This is a genomic window from Hymenobacter humi (assembly GCF_042665855.1).
GTDB lineage: Bacteria > Bacteroidota > Bacteroidia > Cytophagales > Hymenobacteraceae > Hymenobacter > Hymenobacter humi.
Genome location: NZ_JBHTEK010000001.1, coordinates 2,727,593 through 2,752,425 on the forward strand (window position 1 = coordinate 2,727,593; position 24,833 = coordinate 2,752,425).

A 24,833-nucleotide genomic window follows, 5' to 3' on the forward strand; every position below is an offset into this window, starting at 1 on the left:
CGCACTTTATGCGCCTGCGGCCTCAATGCCGCTAAGCCAGCTCAATTCCTCGTTGAGCCGCCAGCCCGTGTACTTTTGCCGCATGACTACCCGCTTACTATTGCTGGGGGCCGGCCGCTCGGCCTCTTCCCTCATTCAGTACCTGCTGCGCCACGCGCCCACCGAAAACTGGTTTCTGACCGTGGCCGATGCCAACCCGGCCCACCTGGCCCCCGTGCTGGCCGCGCATTCGGAGTACGCCCGGGCCGTGCCGTTCGACCTGGCCGACGAAACGCTGCTGGAAGAGCTGGTGGCTCAGGCCGAGGTGGTTATTTCCATGCTGCCGGCTATGCTGCACCCGGTGGTGGCGCGGGCCTGCGTGCGGCAGGGCCGGCACCTGGCCACGGCCAGCTACGTGAGCCCGGAGATACGGGCGCTGCACGACGATGCAGAGGCCGCCGGCGTGACGCTGCTCATGGAGTGCGGCCTCGACCCCGGCCTCGACCACATGTCGGCCATGCGCGCCATCGAGCACATTCGGGCCCGGGGCGGGCGGCTCACTTCCTTCAAGTCCTATTGCGGTGGCTTGCTCGCCCCCGCGGCTGAGGGCGACAATCCCTGGAAGTACAAGTTCACCTGGAACCCGCGCAACGTAGTGCTGGCCGGCCAAAGCACCGCCAAATACCTCGAGCACGGGCATCCGCGCTTTATCCCGTACCAGCAGCTGTTTGCCCGCACCGAAACCCTGGCCGTGCCCGGCTACGGCGAGTTTGAGGGCTACGCCAACCGGGACTCGCTCAGCTACCGGGCGCCGTATGGACTGGAGGATATTCCCACCATTCTGCGCGGGACGCTGCGCCGGCCGGGCTACTGCGCGGCCTGGCACGCCCTGGTCCGCCTGGGGCTTACGGATGACTCGGTGAACCTGGAAAATCCCGAAACCATGACCTGGGCGCAGCTGATTGAGGCTTACTTGCCCGTCGCCCGCCTGCCGAATCTTGACTTGGCGTTGCGCCTGGCTAATTACCTGGGCCTGGACCCCACCGGCGAGGAAATGGGCCGTCTGAACTGGCTGGGCATCTTCTCGGACCGGCCCGTGGGCCACGCCCACGCCACGCCAGCTCAATTGCTCGAGCGCCTGCTGAGCGAAAAGTGGCAGCTCCAGCCCACCGACCACGACCTGATTGTGATGCAGCACCAGTTCGAGTTTGAGCTGGATAGCGAGTCGCGCCGGCTCACTTCGTCGCTGGCCGTAGTGGGCGACGATGCCACCCACACCGGCATGGCCAAAACCGTGGGCCTGCCCCTGGGCATGGCCGTGCGTCGCTTGGCTCGGGGCGAGGTGGCGCAGCGCGGCGTGCTGATACCCGTACAAGCCGCTTTATACGAGCCGATACTCGACGAGCCTGGCAGCGGAGTACGGCATCATCTTCACCGAAGAAGAGAGCTAGACTTCAGCCGCAAGGCAATACGTTTGTCTCCCATCCGTTGAGCTTGCCTATGCACGCATTTCGCGCCTACCTCATTATGCGCCGGCGCCTCATCGGCCGGCAGCTGTGGGAGGTTGGCTGGGTGCGGCTGGCGCTATTGGTGCCGGTACTACTCATTGTGGTGGGAAGGGCGCTGGTGCTGGCGGCCGGAAGCCCGAGGGGGCAATGGGCGGTGCCCGTGGTGGTGTTCCTGTTGCTTGCCTCGGCCCATCGGCAGCGGGGCGACCTGCGTTTTTTAGCGATAAGTGCGCCGTCTTTCCGCCGCTGGCTTGCCCTGGAGTATGCGCTGTGGGCCCTGCCGGTGGCCATGGTATTAATGCTTCTCGACGATTGGGCAGCGGCGGCACTCACGCTGCTTCTGGCTCCGGCAGTTGCTGCGGTGCCGCCCGCCCGCGAAGCCCAAAGCACGCGCCACAAGCCCCGGAGCCTGTTTCGGAGCGAGGCGTTTGAGTGGGTGAGCGGCATGCGTAGAGGCGGCTGGGCTTGGCCAGTGCTGCTAGCGGGCGCCCTCTGGCAACATGGCTCGCCGTTAGCGCCGGTGCTGGCCCTGGGCGGGTGGCTATTGGTGCTGATGGCCTGCTACGGCGTGCCGGAGCCTCACACCATGCTGGTGCTGGCAGCACGTACGCTGGGGCAGTTTCTGCGGCGCCGGCTGCTGCTTGGGCTGAGCTATGCGGCGCTCACGGCCACACCCTTCCTATGGCTGCTGGCCGGCACTACGGCTGGATTGGGCGGCGCAATGGCAGTAGCGATGGCGTGGCTGGGGCTGGTCGCGCTGCTTATTCTGACCAAATACGCCTTCTATCCCAATGCCCTGCACATTCGCTTCAGCCAGGCCCTACTGGTGGGCGTGGCCGTGGCACTGCCCGCCAACCCCGTGTATCCGCCGCTATTACTGGCCATTGTGGGCGGGCTAATCTGGCAAAGCCAGCGGCGGCTCCGGCGAGAATTGGGCCAGCCGCATACTCCATTAATTCCTGACTGATGCTGGAAGTAAAGAACCTGCGCAAAGCGTACGGCAGCCACGTGGTGCTGCACGACGTCAGCCTGACCCTGCGGCCTGGCACCATCCACGGGCTGGTGGGCGCCAATGGGGCCGGTAAAACCACCTTGCTCAACTGTCTCTACGGCCTCGAAACCGAATTTACGGGTTCCGTGCGCGACACCACCGGCCGGACCTTGCGCGAGCAGACCGGAATGCTGCCCTACGACCCGTATTTCTATCCCCGCCTCACCGGGCGCGAGTACCTGGAATTCTGCCTGCAGGCGCGCGGCCGGGCGCTGGTAGATTTTGCCGGCTGGAACCGCTTGCTGGAACTGCCGCTCGACCAATACGCCGACGAATATTCGGCCGGTATGCGCAAGAAGCTGGCCCTGTTGGCGTTGCTGGTGCAGAATTTCGACTACCTGATTTTAGACGAGCCCTTCAACGGCCTGGATTTGGAAGCCAACCTGCTGCTCAAGGAAATCCTGCAGCGACTCCGCACCCGGGGCACCGGCATCCTGCTGACCTCGCACATCCTGGGCGCCCTCACCGAAACGGGGGATGAAATCACCGTGCTGGTAGCCGGGCGAGTGCAGCGACACTACGCCGCAGCTGAATTCGATACGCTCGAAACCGACCTGCTCAACAGCCTGCACCGCGAAAAGCTAGGCCTACTACTGGATTCATTGGTTTGAGATGCTTTCTGCGAAGCGGTTTTAGCTCAATTGCGCCCCAGCGCGAGTTTGTCCAACCATTACAGCCGGGAGGGAATCAGTCCTCTAAAGCCTATCTTAGTAGGCGGTCATGCTGAGCGCAGCCGAAGCATCTCGCTCGCACCGTTGAACCTTAGGTCAGCGTAGCTAACGAGTGGTTTAGTGACGGCACGCGAGATGCTTCGGCTGCGCTCAGCATGACGTTCTTCCTGGTGTCTTTTCAAATAAGCTTTAAAGCCTAAAAAAGCCAGGTAAAACCCGGCCAGCAATTGCCGGAACTCATCAGAATAGTTAGTGCCGGTGTCGGAATGAATCAGCAGCTCTCGCTCCTCCAGCGGCGTGGCATTGCGCTGAAACCGGCTGATGTGCCGGGTAACGCGGCCGCCCGGCCGGTGCCGCACCGCCAGCCGGCCGACCACCGGCAAGCCTGCGGCCAGCGCGGCCTGCTCAAAATGCGCCATCTCGGGCGGAGGAAGCAGCACCGTGAGCGTGCCGTCAGGCAATAAAAAATCGGCCGCGAAGCGCGCCAGCTCTTCGAAGGAAAGCGAGGCGACGCTCACGTGCCGGGCATTATTGCGCGCCCAGTCGGCCGAAGGCATGGACTGCCGGAAGAACGGCGGATTGCAGATAATATGGCTAAAGGGCGCGGGCTGCGTGGCTGCATATTCGGCCAAGCTCAGCGAGTGTACCCGGATGCGGCCCACCCAGGGACTGGCCTGCACGTTGGCGGTGGCTTGAGCCGCGGCGGCCTCGTCAATCTCAATGGCCTCGATGGCGGTGGCGGCGTGGCGTTGGGCGGCCATGAGGGCCAGCAGGCCGGTTCCGGTGCCCACGTCCAGCAGGTGGGTGGCCCCGCGCAGGTCGGTGGCCGCACCCAGTAGGCAGGCATCGGTGCTCACTTTCATGGCGCACTGGTGCTGCTCGATGCGGAACTGCTGGAACTGGAAATAGTCGTTGGGCATGGCGCGGCTAGAGCAGCGACGCTTTCACGATGGCCTCGTAGCCTTCGTCCACCAGCAAGCCTTTGCCCGTGGCGCTTTGCACGGCCAGCACGTCGCAGCGCTCGTTTTCGGCATGGCCGGCGTGGCCCTTTATCCAATGAAAGCTGACTTTGCGCTGGCGGTAGATTTTTAGAAACCGGCGCCAGAGGTCTTCGTTGGCCTTCTTGCCGAAGTCGGGCTTCTTTTCCCAGCCGAAAACCCACTTTTTCTCCACGGCATCCACCACGTACTTCGAGTCGGACACCACGCGGATAGGTAGCTCCGGTCGGGTCACGGCTTCGAGGCCCACAATGACGGCCAGCAGCTCCATGCGGTTGTTGGTGGTGAGCCGAAAGCCTTGGGTAAGCTCTTTTTCGTGCGGGCCGTAGCGCAGAATGGTCCCGTAGCCGCCGGGGCCGGGTTGCCGCGGGCCGAGCCGTCGGTGAACAGATGAATCATGGAATGGGAGCAGATGGAAAGGGCAGGCAGGGCCAGAAGAACAAAAAACTCCCCTCCTTTTTTAAGGAGGGGATGTTTGAGCTGAAGCTCAAACGGGGTGGTTGCCCTCGTTGAACGACACCGGAACAAAGCTGTCTGCGTCGTTCTGCCGCCAGTCGTTCGGGTATCGTTCAACGAGGGCAACCACCCCAGTTGCCGCGGGCGCGGCAACGTCCCCTCCTTAAAAAAGGAGGGGAGTTTGTTCGTTCTTATCCTGGGAATTCCTTGGCAAAAAAATGCACCAGCGACTCAAAAGCGGCGTCGGGTACGGCGGGAAAGTTGGCAATGCGCACGGTCGTGTTTTTCAGGGGGCCATAGCCACTGCCCAGGTACAGGCCGGATTCTACGGCTTTGCGCTTGATTTCCTCGATGGTGGCGGCGTCGCCTTTCAGGCCGATGACGGTGGTGGAGCGGGTTTCCTGATTGGTGATGAGCGGCTGCAGGGCGTGGCCTGCTCGAAGAAGTCGTAGAGCTTCTGGGCACGGTCGGCCAGGTGCTGGTGCACGTTTTTGATGGGCTCGCGGTCGGCCAGCACGCGGCTCAGCAGGTAGATGCCGAGCACGTTGGGCGTGTAGTTGGTTTGGAAGTTGAGCATCTGCGACATCATGGCCGGCAGGGCGTTGTAGTGCGCCCGGTCGTTCACGATGCGGGCCTGGGCCACGGCCCTGGGCGACAGGATGAGGATGCCGAGCCCGGCCGGCAGCCCGAAGCATTTCTGCACCGAGGCAAACCAGACGTCGGCCTTGATGTACTTCAGGTTCAGGCCGCCGAGGCTGCTGGTAGCGTCTACCGCCAGCATGGCCCCGCCGAGGCGGTTGTAGAGGTTCAGGACGAAGCCCTCGCGCAGCTGCGTGGCCGTGCTGGTTTCGTTTTGCGTGATGCACACCAGGTCGGTGTCCTCGCCCGAGAAGGGGAGGAGGCGATGTCGGGGAGGTCGTCGATGCCGAAGGAGACGCCGGAACTGGCGGGGCGCAGGGACTTGGCGTACTTCAGCCATTTCTCGCCGAAGTCGCCGTTGTAGAGGTGGAAGCTGCGGCGCGGGGTCAGGCTTTGGGCCAGGATTTCCCAGCACTCGGTGGCCGAGCTGGTGAACAGGACGGTAAAGTCCTGGGGGACATTGAGCTTGTTTTTGAGGTCGGTCACGGTCTGGCGCACCAGACTGGTCACTTTTTCGCTCCGATGAGGGGCCGAAAGCCAGCCTTCATCGAATGCATCGGTCAGGTACTGGCGAACGGCGGGGTACACGGCCGAGGGGCCTGGATTGAAGGTATACATAAGGGCAAAGGTCGGTCTCAGACCCGAAATCCGACGCGCTTGGGCTCCTGATTTACGAACCACTGCAAGGCCAGGCGGTAGCTTTCCAGCCCAAACCCGCTGATGCTCCCGGCGCAATGCCGGCCCAGCAGGCTTTTCTGCCGGAACTCCTCACGGGCTGCTAAGTTGCTCAGGTGCACCTCTACAACGGGCGCGGCAATGGCGGCCACGGCATCGGCCAGGGCCACGCTGGTGTGGGTGTAGCCGCCGGCATTGAGCACGATGCCGTGGTGCGTAAACCCGATTTCGTGCAGCTTGTCGATAATCGCGCCTTCGTGGTTGGACTGAAACTGGAACAGGCTGAGGCCGGGAAAGGCGGCTTCGAGCTCCGGGAAAAAGTCTTCGAACGAGCGGTTGCCGTAAATGCCGGGTTCGCGGCGGCCCAGCAGGTTCAGGTTGGGGCCGTTGAGGATAAGGACGTCCATGTAAGCAGAGAGGTGATTCGGTGAGGCTGCAAAGAACGTCCAACGCCGCAGTAAAACAGAACGTCATTTGGAGTTGAGCTGGAGTAGCTCAATAAGCTAGGGCAACTCAGACATCTGCCTGCCTCAAGCTGTGTGTCATGCTGAGGCACGAAGCATCTTTTCACGCCCAAGTCGTTCTGCGGGGATAAGATGCCTCGCGCCACAGCGTGACCAGCACCATTATTGAGCTACCTCGACAGGCACAGCGGTACGCGCTGATGAGCAGCCTCATTCTGTTCTTTACCACCACCCGTGCCGTTCTTTGGGCGTTACAAATCCCGAAGACATGACTTGGCCCGTTGCCATCAAACAATTTCAGGGCTACCTGCGGCTCGAAAAGTCGCTTTCGCCCAACTCGGTGGAGGCCTACGTCCGCGACGTCACCAAGCTGCAGCAGTTTCTGGTGCTGGCCCAGGTGCACGCCGGCCCCACCCAGGTGACTACGGCCGTGCTACGGGAGTTTCTGGCCACGCTGCAGGGCCTGGGCCTCGGGGCCACCTCGCAGGCCCGCACGCTTTCGGGCCTCAAGGCCTTCTATAACTTCCTCATCATGGAAGACCTGCTCAAGCTGGACCCAACCGACACCCTGGAAGCGCCCAAAACCGGCCGCCACCTGCCCGACACCCTGAGTTACCCCGAAATTGAGCGCCTGCTGGCCGTCATCGACCTGAGCACCGACGAGGGCCTGCGGGCCCGGGCGCTGCTTGAAGTGATGTACTCCTCGGGCTTGCGCGTGAGTGAGCTGTGCGACCTGCGCCTGTCGAACATGTACGCCGAGCAGGGCTTTGTGAAAGTGGTGGGCAAGGGCAACAAGGAGCGGCTGGTGCCCATCGGCCGCGAGGCCCTGAAGCACCTGAACTTCTACCTGAGCGGCGTGCGCGGGCACCTCGACATCAAGAGCGGCGCCGAAGACGTGGTGTTTCTGAGCCAGCGGGGCCGGCCGCTTTCGCGCATCACCGTGTTTACTACGCTCAAGAAACTGGCCGAGCAGGCCGGCCTGCGCAAAACCATCAGCCCCCACACCCTGCGCCATTCCTTTGCCACCCACCTCATCGAGGGCGGCGCCGACCTGCGCGCGGTGCAGGAAATGCTGGGCCACGCCAGCATCACCACCACCGAAATTTATACCCACCTCGACCGCGATTATTTGCGGCAGGTCATCACCGAATTTCACCCGCGCAGCTAGGAGAGGGGAGGAGTGGAGTGTGAAATGTGCGGGCCGGTTCCGGCCACCGCCTGCGTTGGGCTGGCCGGTGGAGCTTGATTGCTAAGTTCTTGCGCATTTCTGAGCTGGGCGCTGCGTTTATGGCCGGCCTTACGGAGCAGTTGGCTCAACCTGGGAATGGCTAACTTGAGCTGGTTCAAAGTGGACAGTAAGTTTACCTTTCTACTGCCCGTTTTCAAGCCCGCATTGCGTAAATTTGGCCTTTATGCTTCCGTCGAATGGCAGATAATCGTTACAAGAACCCCTCCTCCGGCACCTCTGCCAACCGCCCCGCCGACCCTCGGCAGCCCCGGCGCAACGAGCCCCGTCCGGCCAGCCCTGCACCCGAGCCCGCCCCCGTGCGGCCCGAGCCCCGTCCGGCAGCCACCAACGTTCCCAAAGCGGCTCGGGCAGCCCCGCCACAAAAGCCACCCAAGCCGCCGCGCGGCCCGCGAGGGCCTTTGCCGGGCCTGAGCAACGTGCTGGCGCTGCTGCGCGACCGCCGGTTCCACCTCTTCATCGGGTTTGGCCTGCTGCTGGGCAGCTTGTACCTCACCATCGCCTTCACCTCTTTCCTATTTACGGGCCACGCCGACCAGAGCGTGGTGGCGGGCCTGAGCACTACTCCGCTCAAAGAAGCAGGCCAGGAATCCGGCAACTGGCTGGGCCTGCTCGGGGCTTGGGCCGCGCAGCTGTTCATTCACAAGCTGTTTGGCATTGCGTCGTTTGCGCTCATTCCCGTCGTGTTTTTCCTGGGGTATAAAATTGTGTTCCGGTCGGCCAAGGGTTCGGTTAGCTACGTGCTGGCGCTGGGCCTGTTCACCATGGCGTGGCTGAGCATTCTGCTGGGCTACGTGGTGGTATCGCTGGCCGCGCCGGGGGCCGACCCGCCCCTGGCGCACCGCCTAGATTTCCTGTGCGGCGGCGTGGGTTTTGAGACGGCCTCCTGGCTCGACAGCCTCATTGGCTGGGGCACGGTGCTGCTGCTGGCCTTCGCCCTGATTTCGTTTGTGGTGTTCTTCTTCAATGTGACGAGCATCAACCTGGCCAACTTCCGCCGCCTCGGCACGGAAGACGACGCCGATGAAGACGCCGAAATTGAAGCCGAAATTGCCGCCGAGCAGGCCGCGGCCCCTGCTCCGGTAGCAGTTGTCGTACCTGCTGTAAAAGCCAGAACGGCAGCACAGGAATCGGCCGCCAGCTCAACTGCTACTGTAGCTGCTGGCGGTGCTCAAGCTGCTGCCAAACCTGCCCTGGCGCTCGATGCCGACGAACCCGAAGACGCTCCCGTTGCAAAGGAATTTGAGCCCGCGCCCCGCTTGGGTGCTGGTGTGGCTTTGAGCGTGGCCAGTGCAGCCGCTGCACCAGTAGCTGCCACGGCTTCTGCGGCTGCCGCTGCTATTCCGCTCGTGACTTCCGGCCCGGCATTCTCAATCGAAATGCCGACTCAGGAAGAAGCCCCAAGTGTGCCGGCTTCCACCATTCCCACGCCGCTATCGCTGGCCGATTTGGCAGATAACGACACGCCGCTCGCCAAGCCCGAGAAGCGCGAGATGCCCGACCTCACTCTCACCACGCCCGGCCGCGACGACCTGGACCCCAACGCGGGCGCGGACATCGCCGCCGTGGCCGACGAAGACGAGGACGCCGACGCCATGCCCAACGTGAACTACGACCCCACGCTGGACCTGCCCCGCTTCCAATTCCCCACCCTGGAGCTGCTCAACGACTACGGCCAGGCCAAGGCCCAGGTCACCAAGGAAGAACTCGAGGCCAACAAGGACCGCATCGTCGAGACCCTGGGCCACTACGGCATCAGCATCGCCAGCATCAAGGCCACCATCGGCCCCACGGTGACGCTGTACGAAATCGTGCCCGAAGCCGGCGTGCGCATCTCCAAAATCAAGGCTTTGGAGGACGACATTGCCTTGAGCTTGGCCGCCTTGGGCATCCGCATCATTGCCCCAATCCCGGGCAAGGGCACCATCGGTATTGAGGTGCCGAACACCAAGAAGGAGATGGTGAGCATCCGATCGGTGCTGGGCTCAGAGAAGTTTGCCCGCTCGGAAATGGACCTGCCCATCGCCTTCGGCCGCACCATCACCAACGAAGTGTTTGTGGCCGACCTGGCCAAAATGCCCCACTTGCTCATGGCCGGTGCCACGGGCCAGGGCAAGTCGGTGGGCCTGAACGTGATTCTGGCCTCGCTGCTCTACAAGCGCCACCCGGCCCAGCTCAAGTTCGTGCTCGTCGACCCTAAGAAGGTCGAATTGAGCATCTTCAATAAGATTGAGCGCCATTACCTGGCCAAGCTGCCCGACACCGACGAGGCCATCATCACCGACACGAAGAAGGTGGTGAATACGCTCAACTCGCTGTGCATGGAGATGGACCGGCGCTACGACCTGCTCAAGGAAGCCGGCTGCCGCAACCTGAAGGAGTACAACCACAAGTTCGTCGAGCGCCGGCTCAACCCCAAGAAAGGCCACCGCTTCCTGCCCTTCATCGTGCTGGTAATCGACGAATTGGCCGACCTGATGATGACGGCTGGCAAGGAGGTGGAAACGCCCATCGCCCGCCTTGCGCAGCTGGCCCGCGCCATCGGTATACACCTCATCGTGGCCACCCAGCGCCCCAGCGTGAACGTTATTACCGGCATCATCAAGGCCAACTTCCCCTGCCGGATTTCCTTTAAGGTGACCAGCAAGATTGACTCGCGCACCATCCTGGACACCGGCGGCGCCGACCAGCTCATCGGCCAGGGCGACATGCTATTCTCGGCCGGTTCGGACCTGATTCGCGTGCAGTGTGCCTTCATCGACACGCCCGAGGTGGACCGCGTCTGCGACTTCATCGGCGAGCAGCAGGGCTACTCCGACGCCTACATGCTGCCCGAAGTGGCCGGGGCCGACGGCGACGCCGGCAGCGGCAACGAGGACATGGACCCCACCGAGCGCGACAGCATGTTTGAGGACGCGGCCCGCTGCATCGTGCTGCACCAGCAGGGCAGCACCAGCCTGCTCCAGCGCAAGCTCAAGCTGGGCTACAACCGCGCCGGCCGCCTCATCGACCAGCTCCAGCACGCCGGCATCGTGGGCCCGTTCGAAGGCAGCAAGGCCCGCGACGTACTCATTCCGGACGAATACCACTCGAACAGCTCCTCAATAGCATGAGCAAGTAATTAACAGAAAGTTGCCGCAGGCCCAACGCTTTAGGTGGGGCCTGCGGCAATTTTCTGTTAAAGTTTTTGGTTTTACTGACCATGCAGTAGCACTTTGGCCGGTCGTTTGTTAAACGGAATCCGTATCAGGCCCTCGTAGCGTATTACAGGCGCTTCAGTTCTTACCCCACCTAATGAAAAAAACATTCTCCCTGCTGCTGCTCGCCGCCTCGCTGGCACTGCCCGCCGCCGCCCAGCAGGACCCCAAAGCCGGTAAAATCCTCGACCAGATGAGCGCCAAATACCAGGCGCTAAAAGCCTTCCAGGCCAATTTTACGCAGACGCTGGAAAACCCCAGCGCCAAGGTGAAGCAGAACATCAACGGCGATATTCTGGTGAGCGGCCAGAAGTTCCGCCTCAAACTCAGCGGCCAGGAAGTCATCAACAATGGCACGACCACCTGGACGTACCTGAAGAATGAAAACGAGGTAAATATCTCGGATTCTGACCCGGCCATGCAGGAAATGTCGCCGTCCCAGATTTATACGATGTATAAAAAAGGGTACAAGTATTCGTATGTGCAGCAGGTGAAGGAAGCCGGCGAAGACATCGACGTCATTGAGCTATCGCCCGAAAATCGCCAGAACGACGTGTTCAAAGTGCGCTTGAAAGTGCGCAAAAAGGATGCTTCGGTGAAAAGCTGGCAGATGTTCAAAAAGAACGGCAACCAGTACACCTTCCTCATCAAGAAGTTTCAGCCCAACCCTCCAGTTGATGCCAACACGTTTGCCTTCGACAAGGCCAAGTACAAGGGCGTGAAGGTGGTGGACCTGCGGTAAGCTGTAGTTGTTCGTTACTCGTTCTCAGTTGCCAGGCTGGCAGCGTTGAGCGGCCCGTTTCTTCCGAAGCGGGCCGTTTTTTTATGGAGAGGGGTCACGTAAATGTGCGGACGACGGACAACTACCAACTGACAACTAATTTTACCCCATGCGCGAAGATTTCCTCCACTACGTCTGGCAGCACCAGTACTTCGACAAGACGGATTTGCGCACCGCCGACGGCGAGGATATCCAGGTATTGCGCCCCGGCCACCGCAACGCCGACGCCGGCCCCGACTTCCTGAATGCCCGCCTGCGGCTGGGCGAGGTGGAGTGGAACGGCGCTGTGGAAATCCACCTGCGCTCTTCCGACTGGGCCCGCCACAGCCACCAGACCGACCAGAAGTACGACCAGGTAATCCTGCACGTAGTGGGCAGCCACGATGCCGACGTGGCCCGCACCAACGGCAGCCTCATCCCGGCCCTGGCGCTGCAGCCGCGCCTGCTGCCCGAGCTGCTGGCCCGCTACCAGGCCCTGGTAGAAGCGCCGGTAGTGGCTCCGCTACCGTGTGCGCCGCTGCTGAACCTGGTGCCCGAAATCACCAAAACCATGATGACGGAACGCGCCTTATTGGAGCGCGTGGAAGCCAAAGCCGACGTTATCATGACCCTGCATCAGCACCTCGGGCAGGACTGGGAAGCCACCGCCTACCATGCCCTTATGGCTGCCTTCGGCTTCCAAAAGAACGGCGAGCCCCTGGCCCGGCTGGCCAAAGCGGTGCCCTTAGCGGTGCTCCGCCGCCATCGCCACGACCAGCGACAGCTCGAAGCCCTACTGTTTGGGCAGGCCGGATTCCTGGCTGATAATGAGGAAACCGTGGCCGATGAGTACATCCAGGACTTGAAGCAGGAGCACGAGTTCTTGCGCCATAAATACGGCTTAGGCCCCGCGGCCTTGCTCGTGCACGAGTGGAACTACCTGCGGCTGCGGCCGGCTAATTTTCCTCCGGTGCGGCTGGGCCAGCTCGCGGGCTTGCTGCATGCCCGCCCCGCGCTCTTCGATGCGCTGCTGACGGCGCAAAGCGTGGCGGCTCTCACCGAGTTTTTCCAGGCCCCGGCGCCCGCCTACTGGCGCACGCACTTCCGCCCGGGCCGCCCCGGCAAGGTGCCCTCCTTGGGCAAAAGCAGCATCGATTTGCTTATCACCAACGTGGTGGTTCCGTTGCGCGTGGCCTATGCCCGGCACGTGGGCCAGCCCGCATTGGTAGAAAGCTCGGTGGCCTTGCTCAGCGAGCTGCCGGCCGAGCACAACCAGTTTACCGACGTGTACGAGGCCCTGGCTTTTGCCCACCGCACTGCTGCCGATTCGCAAGGATTGTTGTCCCTGCACAAGAGCTATTGCGCCCCCGCCGCTGCCTGCACTGCGCCATCGGTAGCCGCTTGCTGCAGCAACCCCGCGTCGCCCGGTGAAAGTAGCACTGGCCATTTTACTTAATGCCGGCCTGCTGGCCGTGCTGTTGCCGTGGCTGTGGCGGCAGTGGTGCTGGGCCGGCACAGGCTGGTGGCGTTGGGCCCTGGTGCTGGGCTTCGGGCTGCGGATTGGTGTAGGTGTGGCAAAGAGCTGCCCCCGAAACTCGACGCGGAGTTCATGAACGGTTTGAGCCGCCTAGTGACGAACCAGCTCTGGGCCAACCCATCCCAGGCATGGCTTACGCTCACAAAGGCAGTGACCGTGATTCCGATGGGCAGCTACGATGCGGTTTACCAGAACATGTCCAATACCTGGATTTTTGTGAAGCTGCTGGCCGTGCTCAACCTGGGTTCGCTGGGCCTGGGCTGGCTCAACGGCCTTTATCTGAGTTTGTTCGCGTTTGTGGGGTGCTGGCGGCTGGTGCGGTGCTTGGCCGATGTGCTGCCCCGCACGCCAGCCGGAGCCGGGGTGGTGGCCTTTTTGTTGTGGCCTTCGGTTTGGTTTTGGGCCACGAGCATTAGCAAGGAAGCGGTGTTGCTGGGCAGTGGCGCCTGGCTTACCGCTCAAGTGCTGGGCAAGCTTTATGGTAAACCGGTAGCTGAAAAGCAGTCCGGCTGGCAGAGCGCCGGTTGGTGGTTGGGCACGGCCGTCTTGGCGCTGCTGCACTTTCAGATGCGGTACTTTTTGCGCTGCCGCTGTTGGGAGTACTCGGCGGGGTGGCGCTAGGGCATTGGTTGGAGCGGCAGGGCTGGGCCCGACAGCGCTGGGCACAAGTGGCCGTGCTGGCTGTGGTGCTGGGGGCAGGGGCGTGGATGGCTCCCAAGGTCAGCATTGCTTTTAGCGTGAATAAATTCACCAACCAGGTGATTCGAGTGTATTCGCACGAAGTAGCGCACTCCGCTGGGAAGCCTCATTTCGAATACCCCGACCTGCGTCCTACCCTTGAGAGCATTGCCGCGCATGCTCCGCTGGCCGCGGCAAACGCGCTGACTCGGCCTTGGCTTGGCGAATCCTGGCAGCCTCTTTTTGTGGCCGCAGGCCTTGAGAATATTGGGCTGCTGGCTTTGTTCGTGCTTGCAATAGTTGCGGCAGTGAAGGGCCGGCTGGGCCACTTGCCCTTTGGACTAGGCGTCGGGCTAGTGGTTTTTTGCCTGATTCTTGCCGCACTTATTGGGCTAACTACGCCCAACTTCGGCTCGCTGAACCGCTACCGCAACGAGCTGCTGCCGTTTTTCCTGCTGCTGGTGCTGCAGAACGATTATGCAGGGGCTGCGCTCCGTTGGGTGGGCTTAGGCGCGCGGCGAAAGCCGGATGTCCGCTTGCCTGAAAGACCGGCCCGGCCGGTAGCGTAACTTTGCCTCTCGTTCAGCTGCTGCTACGGCCATTTTTCCGGACGCGCGAACGCCTATTTGACAATGCCTTTTATGGAAAATCCCGTTATCATCCTTGGTGCCCAAACGGTTGGCACTGCTGCCCTCGATGCATTTCTATCCAACGAAGTGGTGGTGTACTGCCTGCTCGACGACGATAAAACGCTGCAAGGAACCGAACTGCTTGATGTGCCGGTGATGGGCAACACCGACGACGGCGAGCTGCTCAAGCTCCTGGGCAAGAAGTGCGAAGTATTTGTGGCCACGGAAGACACCGCCAGCCGCCGCAGCCTCACCCAGATGCTGCGCACCGAGTACGAAGCCGTGCCCGTCAACGCCATTCACCAGCGCGCCAGCGTGGCGCCCCACGCCACCCTGGGCCACGGCAACTACGTTGGGCCCAACGCCGTGGTGGCCGCTACCGCCACCCTCGGCGATGGCTGCATGGTGGGCGCCAACGCCGTGGTGGAAGCCCGCGCCACGGTGGGCGACTTTGCGCAGTTGGGCAGCGGCGCGCTGCTGGGCGCCGATGTGAAAGTGGGCGAGCCTGGCCTTCATCGGAGCGGGAGCCGTGGTGGTGGCCGGCGTTAAAATCGGCGACAAGGCCCGCGTCGGGGCTGGTTCCGTAGTTGTGGCCGATGTTCCCAACGGTCAAACTGTTTTTGGCAACCCCGCTGTTAAGGTTTAATTAGTAATGAAGAGTGAGGAATGATGAATTGGCTCAACCTGGCCGTTCTCAATTCCTCATTCTTCATTTCTCATTTTTCATTAAGATGTATCAAGTTCTTCTTTATTACTGCTATACGCCCCTCGACAACCCGGAGCAGTTCCGGGAGGAGCATCACCGCTTTTGCCTGGAACTGGACCTGCGCGGCCGCATCATCGTGGCAGCCGAGGGGCTGAACGGCACCGTATCGGGCACGGCCGAGAACTGCGCGCGCTACATGGCTGCCGTGAAGGCCGACCCACGTTTTGCAGCGCTGGAATTTAAGGTTGACAACGTGCCGGCGCACACCTTTCAGAAGCTGCACGTGCGCGTGAAGCCCGAAATCGTGCACAGCAGCCTGCGCCACGTGCGGCCGCACGAGAAGACCGGCCAGCACCTGTCGCCCGAAGAATTCAAGGCCCTAAAAGACCGCGACGACGTGGTGGTGGTTGATGTGCGCTCGGACTACGAGTACAATCTCGGCCGCTTCAAAAACGCCGTGACGCTGGACATGGAAAACTTCCGCGACTTTCCCGAGCGGGTAGAGCGGCTCAAGGAGTTCAAGGACAAGAAGATTCTGACCTACTGCACCGGTGGCGTGAAGTGCGAAAAAGCCAGCGCCTTCCTACTCGAGCAGGGGTTCGAAAATGTGTACCAGCTGCACGGCGGCATCATCAAGTACGGCATCGAGGCCGGCGGCGAAGATTTCGACGGCCAGTGCTACGTATTCGACAACCGCGTGGCCGTGGACGTAAACCGCGTGAACCCGACCGTGATTTCGCGCTGCCAGCACTGCCAGGAGCCCAGCAACCGCCTCGTGAACTGCGCTAACCCACACTGCAACGCCCACCTGCCGCTCTGTGAAGCCTGCGGCGAGCAGCTGCAGGGCGCCTGCTCCGAAGCCTGCGCCGCGCACCCCGACAAGCGCCCCTATGATGGCACCGGGGCTTACCCCAAGTTGAGCAACCATTATAACCCCGCCCAGGGCCTCGCCTCGTATAAAGCCTGAAGCAGGTATTTGAATGAATAAGGCCGCGCGTATTTTATGCGGGCGGCCTTTTTAGCCCAATGCGCCTTGCTTGGTGCTTACCCCTTACCGACCCCACCCACCCGCCATGATACAATCTTCCGAGCTCATCCTGAATCCCGACGGCAGTATTTACCACCTCAATTTGCTGCCCGACCACATTTCCGACACCATCCTGACCGTGGGCGACCCCGGCCGGGTGGCGCAGGTGAGCCGGCATTTTGATTCCATTGAATTCGAAACCACCCACCGCGAGTTTGTCACGCACGTGGGCTACTACCGCGGCAAGCGCTTCACGGTGCTGAGCACGGGCATGGGCACCGACAACATCGACATCGTGATGAACGAGGCTCGATGCGCTGGTGAACATCGACTTCATGTCGCGCACGGTGCGCCCCGAAGCCGAGCGGCTCAAGTTGCGCATCATCCGGCTGGGCACCAGCGGCAGCCTGCAGGCCGACGTGCCCATTGGCACCATGCTGGCCACCGAGCACGCCGTGGGCCTAGACAGCCTCATGCAGTTTTACCCCTGATGGAAACCGGCCTGGAAACCGAAATCGCCACCGAACTGCAGCAGTCGTTGGGCTTGCCGTTTGCCCCGTACGTAGTGCGTGGCGACGATTTGCTGCGCGAGCAGGTAGGAGCGGGCATGGTGATGGGCAACACGCTCACCTGCCCGGGCTTCTACGGGCCCCAGGGCCGCAGCCTGCGCCTCGATTTGCGCCAGCCCGACTACATCGCCCGGCTGCAGAACTTCCGCCACCAGAGCGCTGAGGGCCTGTTCCGCCTAAGCAACTTTGAGATGGAAACCGCGGGCTATTACTCCCTGGGCCGCTTGCTGGGCCACGAGGTGCTTTCGCTCAATGCCATTGTGGCGAACCGCGCCACCGGCGAGTTTGCCGAAAACGCGGGCGCCATTGTAGACGCCATGATTGAGCGCACGCTGCAGCGACTTTAAGCCGCAGAGAGTAGCAGCTTGAGCTGATTAAAAAGCGCGGCCAGCCCAATTGGGCTGGCCGCGCTTTTATATAATGCCACCGCCTATGAACAGGCGGAAGCAGGCCAGCAGAATGGCCACGCCATTGAGCAGCATGCCGGTTTTGCGCTGGCCAAAGGCCCCAATGATGAGGCCGATTACCGCGAAGACGAGGATAAACCAGTTGGCCCAGCCCAGGAAGGGAAACAGCGCCAGCACGGCCAAAAGCAGCGCCACGATGCCCCAAAGCGTCGAAATAATATTCATGGAGTTAGCAGATTAAGCCCGGAGAGGCAATAATACGCTAATAAAAGTCGAAGCCCAGCACGGCGCGCAACGGCAGCGAAGCCCCCGATTTGAGCGTGAGGTGGTCGGCGTCGGCGGCCCAGACGGTGGTGGCCATGCGCTTGGTGGCACCGTCGGCGGTCTGGAAATAGATATCGAGCTTGCCGTGGTAGGCATTGCCGAGGGTGGCGGCGCGGTCGGCATCGGCGCGGCGGCGCTGGCGGGCTTCGGGGTCGGTAAGCACGTCGTCGTGGCCGAATTGCAGGTTGTCTATATCCTCTTTTTCAACGATTTCAACGGTCGGAGAGGAGGGCAAAAAGGACATGGCGAAAGGGTTAAACGAATTGTAGGAAAAGCCCGAAGTAAACACACCCCTGGCCCATCCTACAACGAAAATTAGCCATATCAGTCTATTCTTTTTGAAAAAATCGCTACGGTAGCTGCGCCAGAAACTCCATCGTGTCGACCCGGTCGGCGTATTCGTCGACTGCCGGCGACTGGGCCTGCCCGAAGGGCAAGCTGCCCGCAAACCGACCGGCTGCCGACACCACGCACTGCGTTTGGGCCGCAACGTCGGTGAGCTGGTCCACCAGGTCAATTTCGCTGCAGTACTCGGCGTAATGCACCACCGAGATGGGCGACACCAGCATCTGGCTTGGCCGCAGGAGCAGGAAGCCGTTGTCGAAGTGCTGCACGCGGTTTACGAGCATAATGCTCTTGTTGTAGTCGTAGTTGTTGTTGTATTTGTGGTGGTGGATTACACCTTCCCAGGTCTGCAGGGCATCGAGCAGGGGCACAAAATCATAATCCGTGGGCACAAACAGCTTGCTCACGTTGCGGCAGCCCAGGCCGTAGTACTGGAAAATGTCCGGCCCAAGTTGAGCCAGCTCGGCGCTGGTTTCCTGGCCGGTGAGCACGCCTACGCTGGTGCGGTTGCGCCGGATGAGGTGCGGCTTTTTGCCAAAGTAGAATTCAAAGTAGCGGGCCGTGTTATCGGAGCCGGTGGCGATGAAGGCATCGGCCGCGTTCAGGCGCGGCAGGATTTGGATAAACTCACGAAAGCGCGGCTCAATGCGCATCAGTTCTTCCATCAGCCAGTTCATGAGCACGGTGTCGTCGGCGCTGAGCTTGGCCAGCAGCACGTGCCCGCTCAGCAGCACGCACAGCAGGTCGTGGAAGCCCACCATGGGGATGTTGCCGGCCATCACCACGCCCACCTGGTGCACGGTGGTGGGCTCGGGCGGGTAGCGGGCGGCCCAGTGGCGCAGGGGAGCTTCGGCCAGCAGGTGGGCCAGGCCGGCAAAGGCGGCCCGCACGCTGGGCTCGTCAAACCAGGCGTTCTGGTTGCGGGCGCGGGCGGCGAGGGTCGTGATTTCGTCGGCCGACAGGGTGGCGAGGCGCTGGCCCAGGGCTACAAAAGCTGATAAACGTTCGGATTGATTCATGCGAAGAAAGAGGGTCCCGGCGGCCGTATGCGGCGCCGGAGCGGACAAATACCCGGCAAAATTGGGCGAAACCATGCAAACCCAGCCGTTGTTGGTTAATTTTGCCAGCCCAAAGAACGGCGCCGGCCGGGCGTTTTACGTAAAGCCGGCCAGTTCTACTTTGGTTTCCCCTCACTACCTGACCCCCGACGCCCCATGGCCATCATGATAACCGACGAGTGCATCAACTGCGGTGCCTGCGAGCCGGAATGCCCCAATAATGCGATTTACGAAGGCGGTGCCCAGTGGCGCTGGGCCGATGGCACCACCCTGAAGGAGGTGGCCACGGCCGACGGCGCGGTGGTGAGCGGCACCGCTCCCCAAACGCCCGTGTCGGATGAGTACTACTACATCGTGTCCGATAAATGCACCGAGTGCGTGGGCTTCCACGAGGAGCCGCAGTGCGCCGCCGTGTGCCCCGTCGATTGCTGCGTGGACGACCCGGACTACCGCGAAACTCGCGAGCGCCTTCTGGAAAAGAAAGACTGGCTGCACATCGCCGCGTAACCGATATTTACCCGCTTACAAAAAAGCCCTGCCGGTACCGGCAGGGCTTTTTTGGCAGGTTAAGTCCCGCAGTTAAAGTATTTGTCGTACGCCGACTCGGGGATGAGGTTGAGCCGGCTCATCCATTTGATGGGCCACCGCAGCAGCTGGAGCACCTGGTAATTATTAGGGTAGTCGTGGAAGGTTTTGGGTGGGCTTGCCACAAATGCCTCAAATTCGGCCCGGGTGAGCCCCAGGCGCTTGATGCAAAGCATGATTACCGATTCATCCTCGATGGAATTGATGCGGGAAACACGGTCCAGGGCTACTTCACGGCTCATTTGCCCCGACCGCACCAGGGCGGAGTAGTTGAACAGGCGGCGGTCGATGTTGAACTTGACCCGGTTCAGGTAATAAATAAGGCTCTGGTACAAGTCGTCGAAGTAGTGAGCCCCGGGGTTTTGCCACGCCAGCTCCCGCAAAAGCAGCTCATCGACCTCGCTGCGCACATAGTCGAGATGATACAGGAGGGTAACCGTTTTGATGCGCCGCACAAACGCGTAATAGAACATCTCCTTCACCCCCAGATTGAACCCCGGGTCGGCGGGCTGCCAGCGCCGCAGCGGCACGGTGCCAAACTGCTTGTGCACGGCCCGCAAGTACTTGCCATCCAAATAATTCCAGCTCAACGGAGCGATGCCTTCGGTACGGAAAGACTGGCCAATGACCACGTGCCGCACATTTTCCTTGGCGGCCACCCCGTAGAGCGAAGTAGCAATGCCGAGGTCCGTGCCTTCTTCCATATCGGGCACGGAAGCTTTCAAAAAGGCGATTTTCAGGTCTTTGGACTCACGCCAGTCGGAGGTGATGGTACGCAGCTCCACGCCCAGCTTCCGGCACGTGTGCAGCATGTTTTCGCCCGCCACGGGGTTGCCAAACCCATCGTTGAAGTGCACGGCCAGGGGCCGCAGGTGCAGCTGCGTGACGCAGTACCACAGGGTGTAGGTGCTGTCGCGGCCCCCGCTCAGGCCCACCACGCAGTCGTAGCGGTTGCCCCGGCCGGCCCGCCGCATGTCATCCGCCAGCCGCTGCACGGTAGCCCGGCCCGTCTCGCCTAAAGGAAAAGCACTTTCGAGCCGGTCGTGCAGGTCACAAAAGTTGCAAATCCCGGCTTCATCGAAAGTGATGCCTGGCGCCGTGGTATCCATGATGCAGCGAGCACAGCGCTGGTAATGGGGACTCCCGGGCGCAGGAATCGTTTTCGCAACTTCAGCAGGGGAGGACTGAGTAATCAACGTGGTTGGTATATATGTAAGAAATATTAAAGGGTAGAATAAGGAAGAACGAGAAACAAGGAAACTAAAATCTTACGGCAGCTGGTCGAACCGGTAACCCTTGGCCTGGAGCATAACTCCGATTTCGGTGCCGCGCTCCGGGCGGTGGGGCCGGGCCAGTTCGGCCACTACGAGTTGACCGGCAAATTCATTGAATGTTCCCTGAGCTTGAATGCCATTGGCATCGACTGCCAGGGAGCAGCCCACGCTTTTTGCCTTCGTAGGGGCCGCCCACAATGTAGCCCACCGATGTAGTACCCACCACCACCACGTTGTAAAGCTTGGCCAAAATCGAGAAAGGGCGAACCCACTTCTCCTGGTAGGGGTCGTGTTCTTCGGTAATGGAATAATCAACGGTCCACGACGAAGGCGCAATGATAAATTCGGCTCCCATGCGGGCCAATGTGTGGCCAATGGCTAAGCCATCGATGTAGTTGTCGGCGCAGATGTTTACCCCAATTTTGCCCAGGGGCGTGTCCACCACGTTCAGGGTTTGGCCCACCGCATAAAAGGGCTGTTCCACCGAAAGGAGGTTGATTTTGTGGTATTTGATAATGATTTCGCCCTGCGGGTTAATAAGTATCGCGGCGTTGTAGTTGCGGCCATCAGCGGCGCGCTCGGTGAGACCTGCGCATACGTAGATGCCATGCTCGACTGCTGCCTGGCAAAGCTGGTCGCTGAAAGGGCCAGGGATGGGTTGGGCTTCGTACAGCGCACTGGGGTGCGTCCAGGCAAAATCCAGGGTTTCGGGCAGCAGCACCAAGTCGCACTTTTCGGTAGCGGCTTGGGCAATCTGTTCCACCGCCCGGGCCAGATTGCGGGCTGGCTCACCTCCTTCCACCAACAACTGCCCCATGCCAATGCGTACAGTGCCCAAACTAGTAGGGGCTGCGGCCGGAATAGAAACAGCCGGGACAGGCTTAAAAAAAGAAAAGAGGGTCTTCACAGCTTGAAAGGAGAGTGTAGCAACTGCCGAGGCTAGCCGGAATATTTTTTGGAAGTTACAAAGAGGAGATTAAACCTACTGCTTCCTCCTTTGTCGCGACAACTTCCTGACAATAAACGGAAAGAGGTCAGAAGGGTAGTGCCTTGACGGTTCTGCTTAAGTTAATAAGCTCATTTACAGGGATAAAAACCGTTTTTGCTTGAGTTTTAAGACGTTGGTAATGAGTCGGGTAGAGGATATAAGAAGTGGAATCTATCGGAGATGAAGATTCCATGAAAACAATTAAACATTAGGAGATAATCCTGTCGAGTTGGGCTGGAGTAGAAAGCGCGGCGGTTCTTTTTCGGGGCCCGGGTTTCTAATGCCTATTTTTGCAGCTTCTGCTTTTTGCTACATCCTGTATGTCCCTCGCCACCACCTATTCGCCCACCGACGTTGAAGCCAAATGGTACCAGCGTTGGCAGGAGCAGGGCTTTTTCAAGGCCTCACCCAATCCCAAGAAGGTCCCCTACACCGTTGTCATTCCGCCACCCAACGTGACCGGGGTGCTCCACATGGGGCACATGCTGAATAATACCATTCAGGACGTGCTGGTGCGCCGCGCGCGTATGCAGGGCAAAGAGGCCTGCTGGGTACCCGGCACCGACCACGCCAGCATCGCCACCGAAGCCAAAGTAGTAGCCCAGCTCAAGGAGCAGGGCATTGAGAAGCAGGACCTCACCCGCGACCAGTTTCTAAGCCACGCCTTCGACTGGAAAGAGAAATACGGCGGTATTATTCTGGAGCAGGCTCAAGCAGGCTGGGCGCCTCCTGCGACTGGGACCGCACGCGCTTCACCATGGAGCCCGACCTGACCGAAGCCGTGCTCCGGGTATTCGTGGACCTGTATAAGAAAGGCCTGATTTACCGCGGTGTGCGCATGGTGAACTGGGACCCCGAAGGCCGCACCGCCATCTCCGACGAGGAGGTGATAGCCAAAGACGTGCAGGCCAAGATGTACTACCTGCGGTATGAAGTGGTTTCTGGTTCCTCGTTGCCGGTTTCTGGTTCGGAAGCCCAACACACAACCAGCAACGAGAAACCAGAAACCGGAAACTACATCACCGTAGCCACCTCGCGCCCCGAAACCATCATGGCCGACGTGGCCGTGGCCGTAAACCCGACCGACCCGCGCTACGCCCACCTGGCCGGAGCCACCGTGCGCATTCCGCTGCTGGGCCGCGAAATCCCCGTGATTTTCGACGAGTACGTGTCGGTGGAATTCGGTACGGGCGCGCTGAAAGTGACGCCTGCTCACGACCTGAACGACTACGAGCTTGGCGTGAAGCACAACCTGCCCGTTATCGACATTCTGGCCGACAACGGCACGCTCAATGAGAAGGCGGTGCTCTACGTAGGCCAGGACCGGTTTGCGGCACGCAAGCAAATCGCCAAGGATTTGCAGGAGGCCGGCTTGCTCGATAAAATCGAAGAGTACGCCAGCATCGTGCAGACCTCGGAGCGCACCAAGGCGGTAATTGAGCCAAAATTGAGCTTGCAGTGGTTCCTGAAAATGGAGCACCTGGCCAAGCCCGCGCTGGAAGTGGTCGAAAACGACACCGTGCGCCTGCACCCGCCCAAGTTCAAGAACATGTACCGGGCCTGGATGGAGAACGTGCACGACTGGTGCATCTCGCGCCAGCTCTGGTGGGGCCAGCAAATCCCGGCCTACTACCTGCCCGACGGCACCTTCGTGGTGGCCCTCACCGAGGAGGAAGCCTTGGTGCAGGCCCGCACCCAAAGCGGCAACCACGACCTGCAGCTGAGCGACCTGCGCCAGGACGAGGACGTGCTCGATACCTGGTTTTCGTCGTGGCTCTGGCCGATTTCGGTATTCGATGGGTTCAAAGACCCCGACAATGCCGATATCAACTACTTCTATCCGACCAACGACCTGGTGACGGGCCCTGACATCCTGTTCTTCTGGGTGGCCCGCATGATTATGGCCGGCCTGGAATTCCGCAAGGAAGTGCCGTTCAAAAACGTGTACCTCACCGGCATCGTGCGCGACGCCCAGGGTCGCAAAATGAGTAAACAGCTCGGCAATTCGCCCGACCCGTTGGAGCTCATCGCTCAGTACGGCGCCGACGGCGTGCGCACCGGCATGCTGTTTTCGGCCCCGGCCGGCAACGACTTGCTGTTCGACATCAAGCTGGTGGAGCAGGGCCGCAACTTCTCTAATAAGCTCTGGAACGCCTTCCGCCTCGTGAAGGGATGGGAGGTAGACGCCGCCCTGCCCTTCATAAACGAGAAGCCTGTGACGTGGTTCAACGCCAAGCTGCAGGCTGCCATCGTGGAGCTCGACGACCATTTCGAGAAGTTCCGAATGAGCGACGCGCTGATGACGGTGTACAAGCTGGTGTGGGACGATTTCTGCGCCAATTATCTGGAAATGGTGAAGCCCACCTACCAGCACCCCATCGACGCCGAAACCCTGCGCCACACCACGGCCTACCTCGAAACGCTGCTCAAGCTGCTGCACCCTTCATGCCCTTCATCACCGAAGAGCTGTGGCACGAGCCTGGCCGAGCGCGGCCCGCGCGACTACGTGACCGTGGCCCCCTGGCCCAAGGCATCGGCTCCCACCGATTCGGCCCAGATTCTGGCCAACATGGACAAGGCCCTGGCCATCGTGGCCGGCATCCGCACCGTGCGCAACCAGAAGAACATCGGCCCCAACAAGCCCCTGGCGCTGGTGGCCAAGACCGACGAGCCCGCGCTGCTGACCGAGTACAACGGCATCATCCGCAAGCTGGGCAGCATATCCGAAGTCACGTTGGCCGACGCCGGCCCGGCCGCTTCAGTAAGCTTCGTGCAGGGCGGCAGCGAGTTCTTCATCCCGCTCGAAGGTCACATCGACCTGGCCGGCGAGCGCGCCCGCGTGGAGAAAGAGCTGGAGTATGCCCAGGGCTTCCGCGAATCGGTGCAGAAGAAATTGGGCAACGAAAAATTTGCTCAGAATGCCAAGCCCGACGTGCTGGAACGCGAGCGCCAGAAGCTGGCCGACGCCGAAGCGAAAATAACCGCGCTGGAGCAAGCCCTGCAGGCACTGTAAGCGCAAGTTGAGCTAAAGCGAAAAGCCCCTTCCTGTTGCAGGAAGGGGC

General features: G+C 61.0%; 26 protein-coding genes. 16 read left to right on the plus strand and 10 right to left on the minus strand.

Going from position 1 to position 24,833, the window contains the following annotated elements:
• Positions 1 to 82: 82 nt before the first annotated feature.
• From ACFQT0_RS15335 to ACFQT0_RS15345, 3 genes are read left to right on the plus strand one after another with little or no spacing between them, the layout of a single operon-like run.
• On the plus strand, positions 83 to 1,471 hold the full coding sequence (locus ACFQT0_RS15335; RefSeq protein WP_380204016.1) for a saccharopine dehydrogenase C-terminal domain-containing protein: 1,389 nt from the start codon (positions 83 to 85) through the stop codon (positions 1,469 to 1,471).
• An 8-nt stretch (positions 1,472 to 1,479) separates the two neighbouring features.
• A complete protein-coding gene (locus ACFQT0_RS15340) occupies positions 1,480 to 2,454 on the plus strand; it encodes a hypothetical protein (protein WP_380204018.1) in 975 nt (324 codons plus the stop codon).
• Positions 2,454 to 3,149 carry an ABC transporter ATP-binding protein gene (locus tag ACFQT0_RS15345; RefSeq protein ID WP_380204020.1) on the plus strand — a complete coding sequence of 232 codons (696 nt, stop codon included), beginning with the start codon at positions 2,454 to 2,456 and terminating at the stop codon, positions 3,147 to 3,149. The genes ACFQT0_RS15340 and ACFQT0_RS15345 overlap by 1 nt, the downstream gene beginning before the upstream one ends.
• Before the next feature lie 107 nt (positions 3,150 to 3,256).
• Here ACFQT0_RS15345 and ACFQT0_RS15350 read toward each other — a convergent pair whose 3' ends face one another.
• The 5 genes from ACFQT0_RS15350 to aroQ form a co-directional block, all read right to left on the minus strand.
• Entirely contained in the window at positions 3,257 to 4,129 is an 873-nt protein-coding gene (locus ACFQT0_RS15350; protein WP_380204022.1) for a tRNA1(Val) (adenine(37)-N6)-methyltransferase, read from the minus strand.
• A gap of 7 nt (positions 4,130 to 4,136) precedes the next feature.
• Positions 4,137 to 4,619: a ribonuclease H family protein gene (locus ACFQT0_RS15355; RefSeq protein WP_380206036.1), complete on the minus strand. Its 483-nt coding sequence runs from the start codon at positions 4,617 to 4,619 to the stop codon at positions 4,137 to 4,139.
• Between the two features lie 414 nt (positions 4,620 to 5,033).
• Positions 5,034 to 5,531 carry an aminotransferase class V-fold PLP-dependent enzyme gene (locus ACFQT0_RS15360; protein WP_380204024.1) on the minus strand — a complete coding sequence of 166 codons (498 nt, stop codon included), beginning with the start codon at positions 5,529 to 5,531 and terminating at the stop codon, positions 5,034 to 5,036.
• Positions 5,471 to 5,920 (minus strand): aminotransferase class V-fold PLP-dependent enzyme, encoded by a 450-nt coding sequence (locus ACFQT0_RS15365; RefSeq protein WP_380204026.1) that lies wholly within the window; start codon positions 5,918 to 5,920, stop codon positions 5,471 to 5,473. The genes ACFQT0_RS15360 and ACFQT0_RS15365 overlap by 61 nt, the downstream gene beginning before the upstream one ends.
• 17 nt (positions 5,921 to 5,937) lie before the next feature.
• The gene (gene aroQ, locus ACFQT0_RS15370; protein ID WP_380204028.1) at positions 5,938 to 6,384 is read right to left on the minus strand and encodes a type II 3-dehydroquinate dehydratase; all 447 of its coding nucleotides are present in this window, start codon (positions 6,382 to 6,384) and stop codon (positions 5,938 to 5,940) included.
• A 325-nt stretch (positions 6,385 to 6,709) separates the two neighbouring features.
• Between aroQ and xerD the strand changes: the two genes are divergently transcribed.
• The 10 genes from xerD (at position 6,710) to ACFQT0_RS15420 (ending at position 17,137) form a co-directional block, all read left to right on the plus strand.
• Positions 6,710 to 7,609: a site-specific tyrosine recombinase XerD gene (gene xerD / locus ACFQT0_RS15375; protein ID WP_380204030.1), complete on the plus strand. Its 900-nt coding sequence runs from the start codon at positions 6,710 to 6,712 to the stop codon at positions 7,607 to 7,609.
• Between the two features lie 257 nt (positions 7,610 to 7,866).
• Positions 7,867 to 10,800, plus strand: coding sequence for an FtsK/SpoIIIE family DNA translocase (locus ACFQT0_RS15380; RefSeq protein WP_380204032.1), 2,934 nt, complete (start codon positions 7,867 to 7,869; stop codon positions 10,798 to 10,800).
• A gap of 181 nt (positions 10,801 to 10,981) precedes the next feature.
• Complete coding sequence (locus ACFQT0_RS15385) at positions 10,982 to 11,626, plus strand: LolA family protein (RefSeq protein WP_380204034.1); 645 nt, start codon at positions 10,982 to 10,984, stop codon at positions 11,624 to 11,626.
• A 148-nt stretch (positions 11,627 to 11,774) separates the two neighbouring features.
• Positions 11,775 to 13,100 carry a DUF2851 family protein gene (locus ACFQT0_RS15390; protein ID WP_380204036.1) on the plus strand — a complete coding sequence of 442 codons (1,326 nt, stop codon included), beginning with the start codon at positions 11,775 to 11,777 and terminating at the stop codon, positions 13,098 to 13,100.
• Between the two features lie 27 nt (positions 13,101 to 13,127).
• Positions 13,128 to 13,802, plus strand: coding sequence for a hypothetical protein (locus tag ACFQT0_RS15395; RefSeq protein ID WP_380204038.1), 675 nt, complete (start codon positions 13,128 to 13,130; stop codon positions 13,800 to 13,802).
• Positions 13,775 to 14,428 carry a hypothetical protein gene (locus tag ACFQT0_RS15400; protein WP_380204040.1) on the plus strand — a complete coding sequence of 218 codons (654 nt, stop codon included), beginning with the start codon at positions 13,775 to 13,777 and terminating at the stop codon, positions 14,426 to 14,428. The genes ACFQT0_RS15395 and ACFQT0_RS15400 overlap by 28 nt, the downstream gene beginning before the upstream one ends.
• A 72-nt stretch (positions 14,429 to 14,500) precedes the next feature.
• Positions 14,501 to 15,037: an acetyltransferase gene (locus ACFQT0_RS15405; protein WP_380204042.1), complete on the plus strand. Its 537-nt coding sequence runs from the start codon at positions 14,501 to 14,503 to the stop codon at positions 15,035 to 15,037.
• Positions 15,024 to 15,134, plus strand: coding sequence for a hypothetical protein (locus ACFQT0_RS15410; protein WP_380206037.1), 111 nt, complete (start codon positions 15,024 to 15,026; stop codon positions 15,132 to 15,134). The genes ACFQT0_RS15405 and ACFQT0_RS15410 overlap by 14 nt, the downstream gene beginning before the upstream one ends.
• A gap of 85 nt (positions 15,135 to 15,219) precedes the next feature.
• The gene (gene trhO / locus ACFQT0_RS15415; protein WP_380204044.1) at positions 15,220 to 16,161 is read left to right on the plus strand and encodes an oxygen-dependent tRNA uridine(34) hydroxylase TrhO; all 942 of its coding nucleotides are present in this window, start codon (positions 15,220 to 15,222) and stop codon (positions 16,159 to 16,161) included.
• Between the two features lie 106 nt (positions 16,162 to 16,267).
• The gene (locus ACFQT0_RS15420) at positions 16,268 to 17,137 is read left to right on the plus strand and encodes a nucleoside phosphorylase (RefSeq protein ID WP_380204046.1); all 870 of its coding nucleotides are present in this window, start codon (positions 16,268 to 16,270) and stop codon (positions 17,135 to 17,137) included.
• Between the two features lie 66 nt (positions 17,138 to 17,203).
• Here the strand turns inward: ACFQT0_RS15420 and ACFQT0_RS15425 are convergent, their stop codons facing one another.
• The 3 genes from ACFQT0_RS15425 to ACFQT0_RS15435 form a co-directional block, all read right to left on the minus strand.
• Positions 17,204 to 17,422: a hypothetical protein gene (locus ACFQT0_RS15425; RefSeq protein WP_380204048.1), complete on the minus strand. Its 219-nt coding sequence runs from the start codon at positions 17,420 to 17,422 to the stop codon at positions 17,204 to 17,206.
• Between the two features lie 37 nt (positions 17,423 to 17,459).
• Positions 17,460 to 17,765: a hypothetical protein gene (locus ACFQT0_RS15430; RefSeq protein ID WP_380204050.1), complete on the minus strand. Its 306-nt coding sequence runs from the start codon at positions 17,763 to 17,765 to the stop codon at positions 17,460 to 17,462.
• A gap of 106 nt (positions 17,766 to 17,871) precedes the next feature.
• Positions 17,872 to 18,885 (minus strand): acyl-CoA reductase, encoded by a 1,014-nt coding sequence (locus ACFQT0_RS15435; protein ID WP_380204051.1) that lies wholly within the window; start codon positions 18,883 to 18,885, stop codon positions 17,872 to 17,874.
• 195 nt (positions 18,886 to 19,080) lie between these two features.
• Here ACFQT0_RS15435 and ACFQT0_RS15440 point away from each other — a divergent pair, with 195 nt between their 5' ends.
• On the plus strand, positions 19,081 to 19,431 hold the full coding sequence (locus ACFQT0_RS15440; RefSeq protein ID WP_380204053.1) for a 4Fe-4S dicluster domain-containing protein: 351 nt from the start codon (positions 19,081 to 19,083) through the stop codon (positions 19,429 to 19,431).
• Between the two features lie 59 nt (positions 19,432 to 19,490).
• Here ACFQT0_RS15440 and ACFQT0_RS15445 read toward each other — a convergent pair whose 3' ends face one another.
• Together ACFQT0_RS15445 and ACFQT0_RS15450 are read right to left on the minus strand one after the other, a co-directional pair.
• Positions 19,491 to 20,705: an N-acetyl sugar amidotransferase gene (locus ACFQT0_RS15445; RefSeq protein WP_380204055.1), complete on the minus strand. Its 1,215-nt coding sequence runs from the start codon at positions 20,703 to 20,705 to the stop codon at positions 19,491 to 19,493.
• 187 nt (positions 20,706 to 20,892) lie between these two features.
• A complete protein-coding gene (locus ACFQT0_RS15450; protein ID WP_380204057.1) occupies positions 20,893 to 21,600 on the minus strand; it encodes a carbon-nitrogen hydrolase family protein in 708 nt (235 codons plus the stop codon).
• A 491-nt stretch (positions 21,601 to 22,091) separates the two neighbouring features.
• Between ACFQT0_RS15450 and ACFQT0_RS15455 the strand changes: the two genes are divergently transcribed.
• Both ACFQT0_RS15455 and ACFQT0_RS15460 read left to right on the plus strand, forming a co-directional pair.
• Complete coding sequence (locus tag ACFQT0_RS15455) at positions 22,092 to 22,544, plus strand: class I tRNA ligase family protein (protein ID WP_380204059.1); 453 nt, start codon at positions 22,092 to 22,094, stop codon at positions 22,542 to 22,544.
• On the plus strand, positions 22,529 to 24,784 hold the full coding sequence (locus tag ACFQT0_RS15460; RefSeq protein WP_380204061.1) for a valine--tRNA ligase: 2,256 nt from the start codon (positions 22,529 to 22,531) through the stop codon (positions 24,782 to 24,784). Before ACFQT0_RS15455 ends, ACFQT0_RS15460 begins: the two co-directional genes overlap by 16 nt.
• The last annotated feature ends 49 nt before the right edge of the window (positions 24,785 to 24,833 follow it).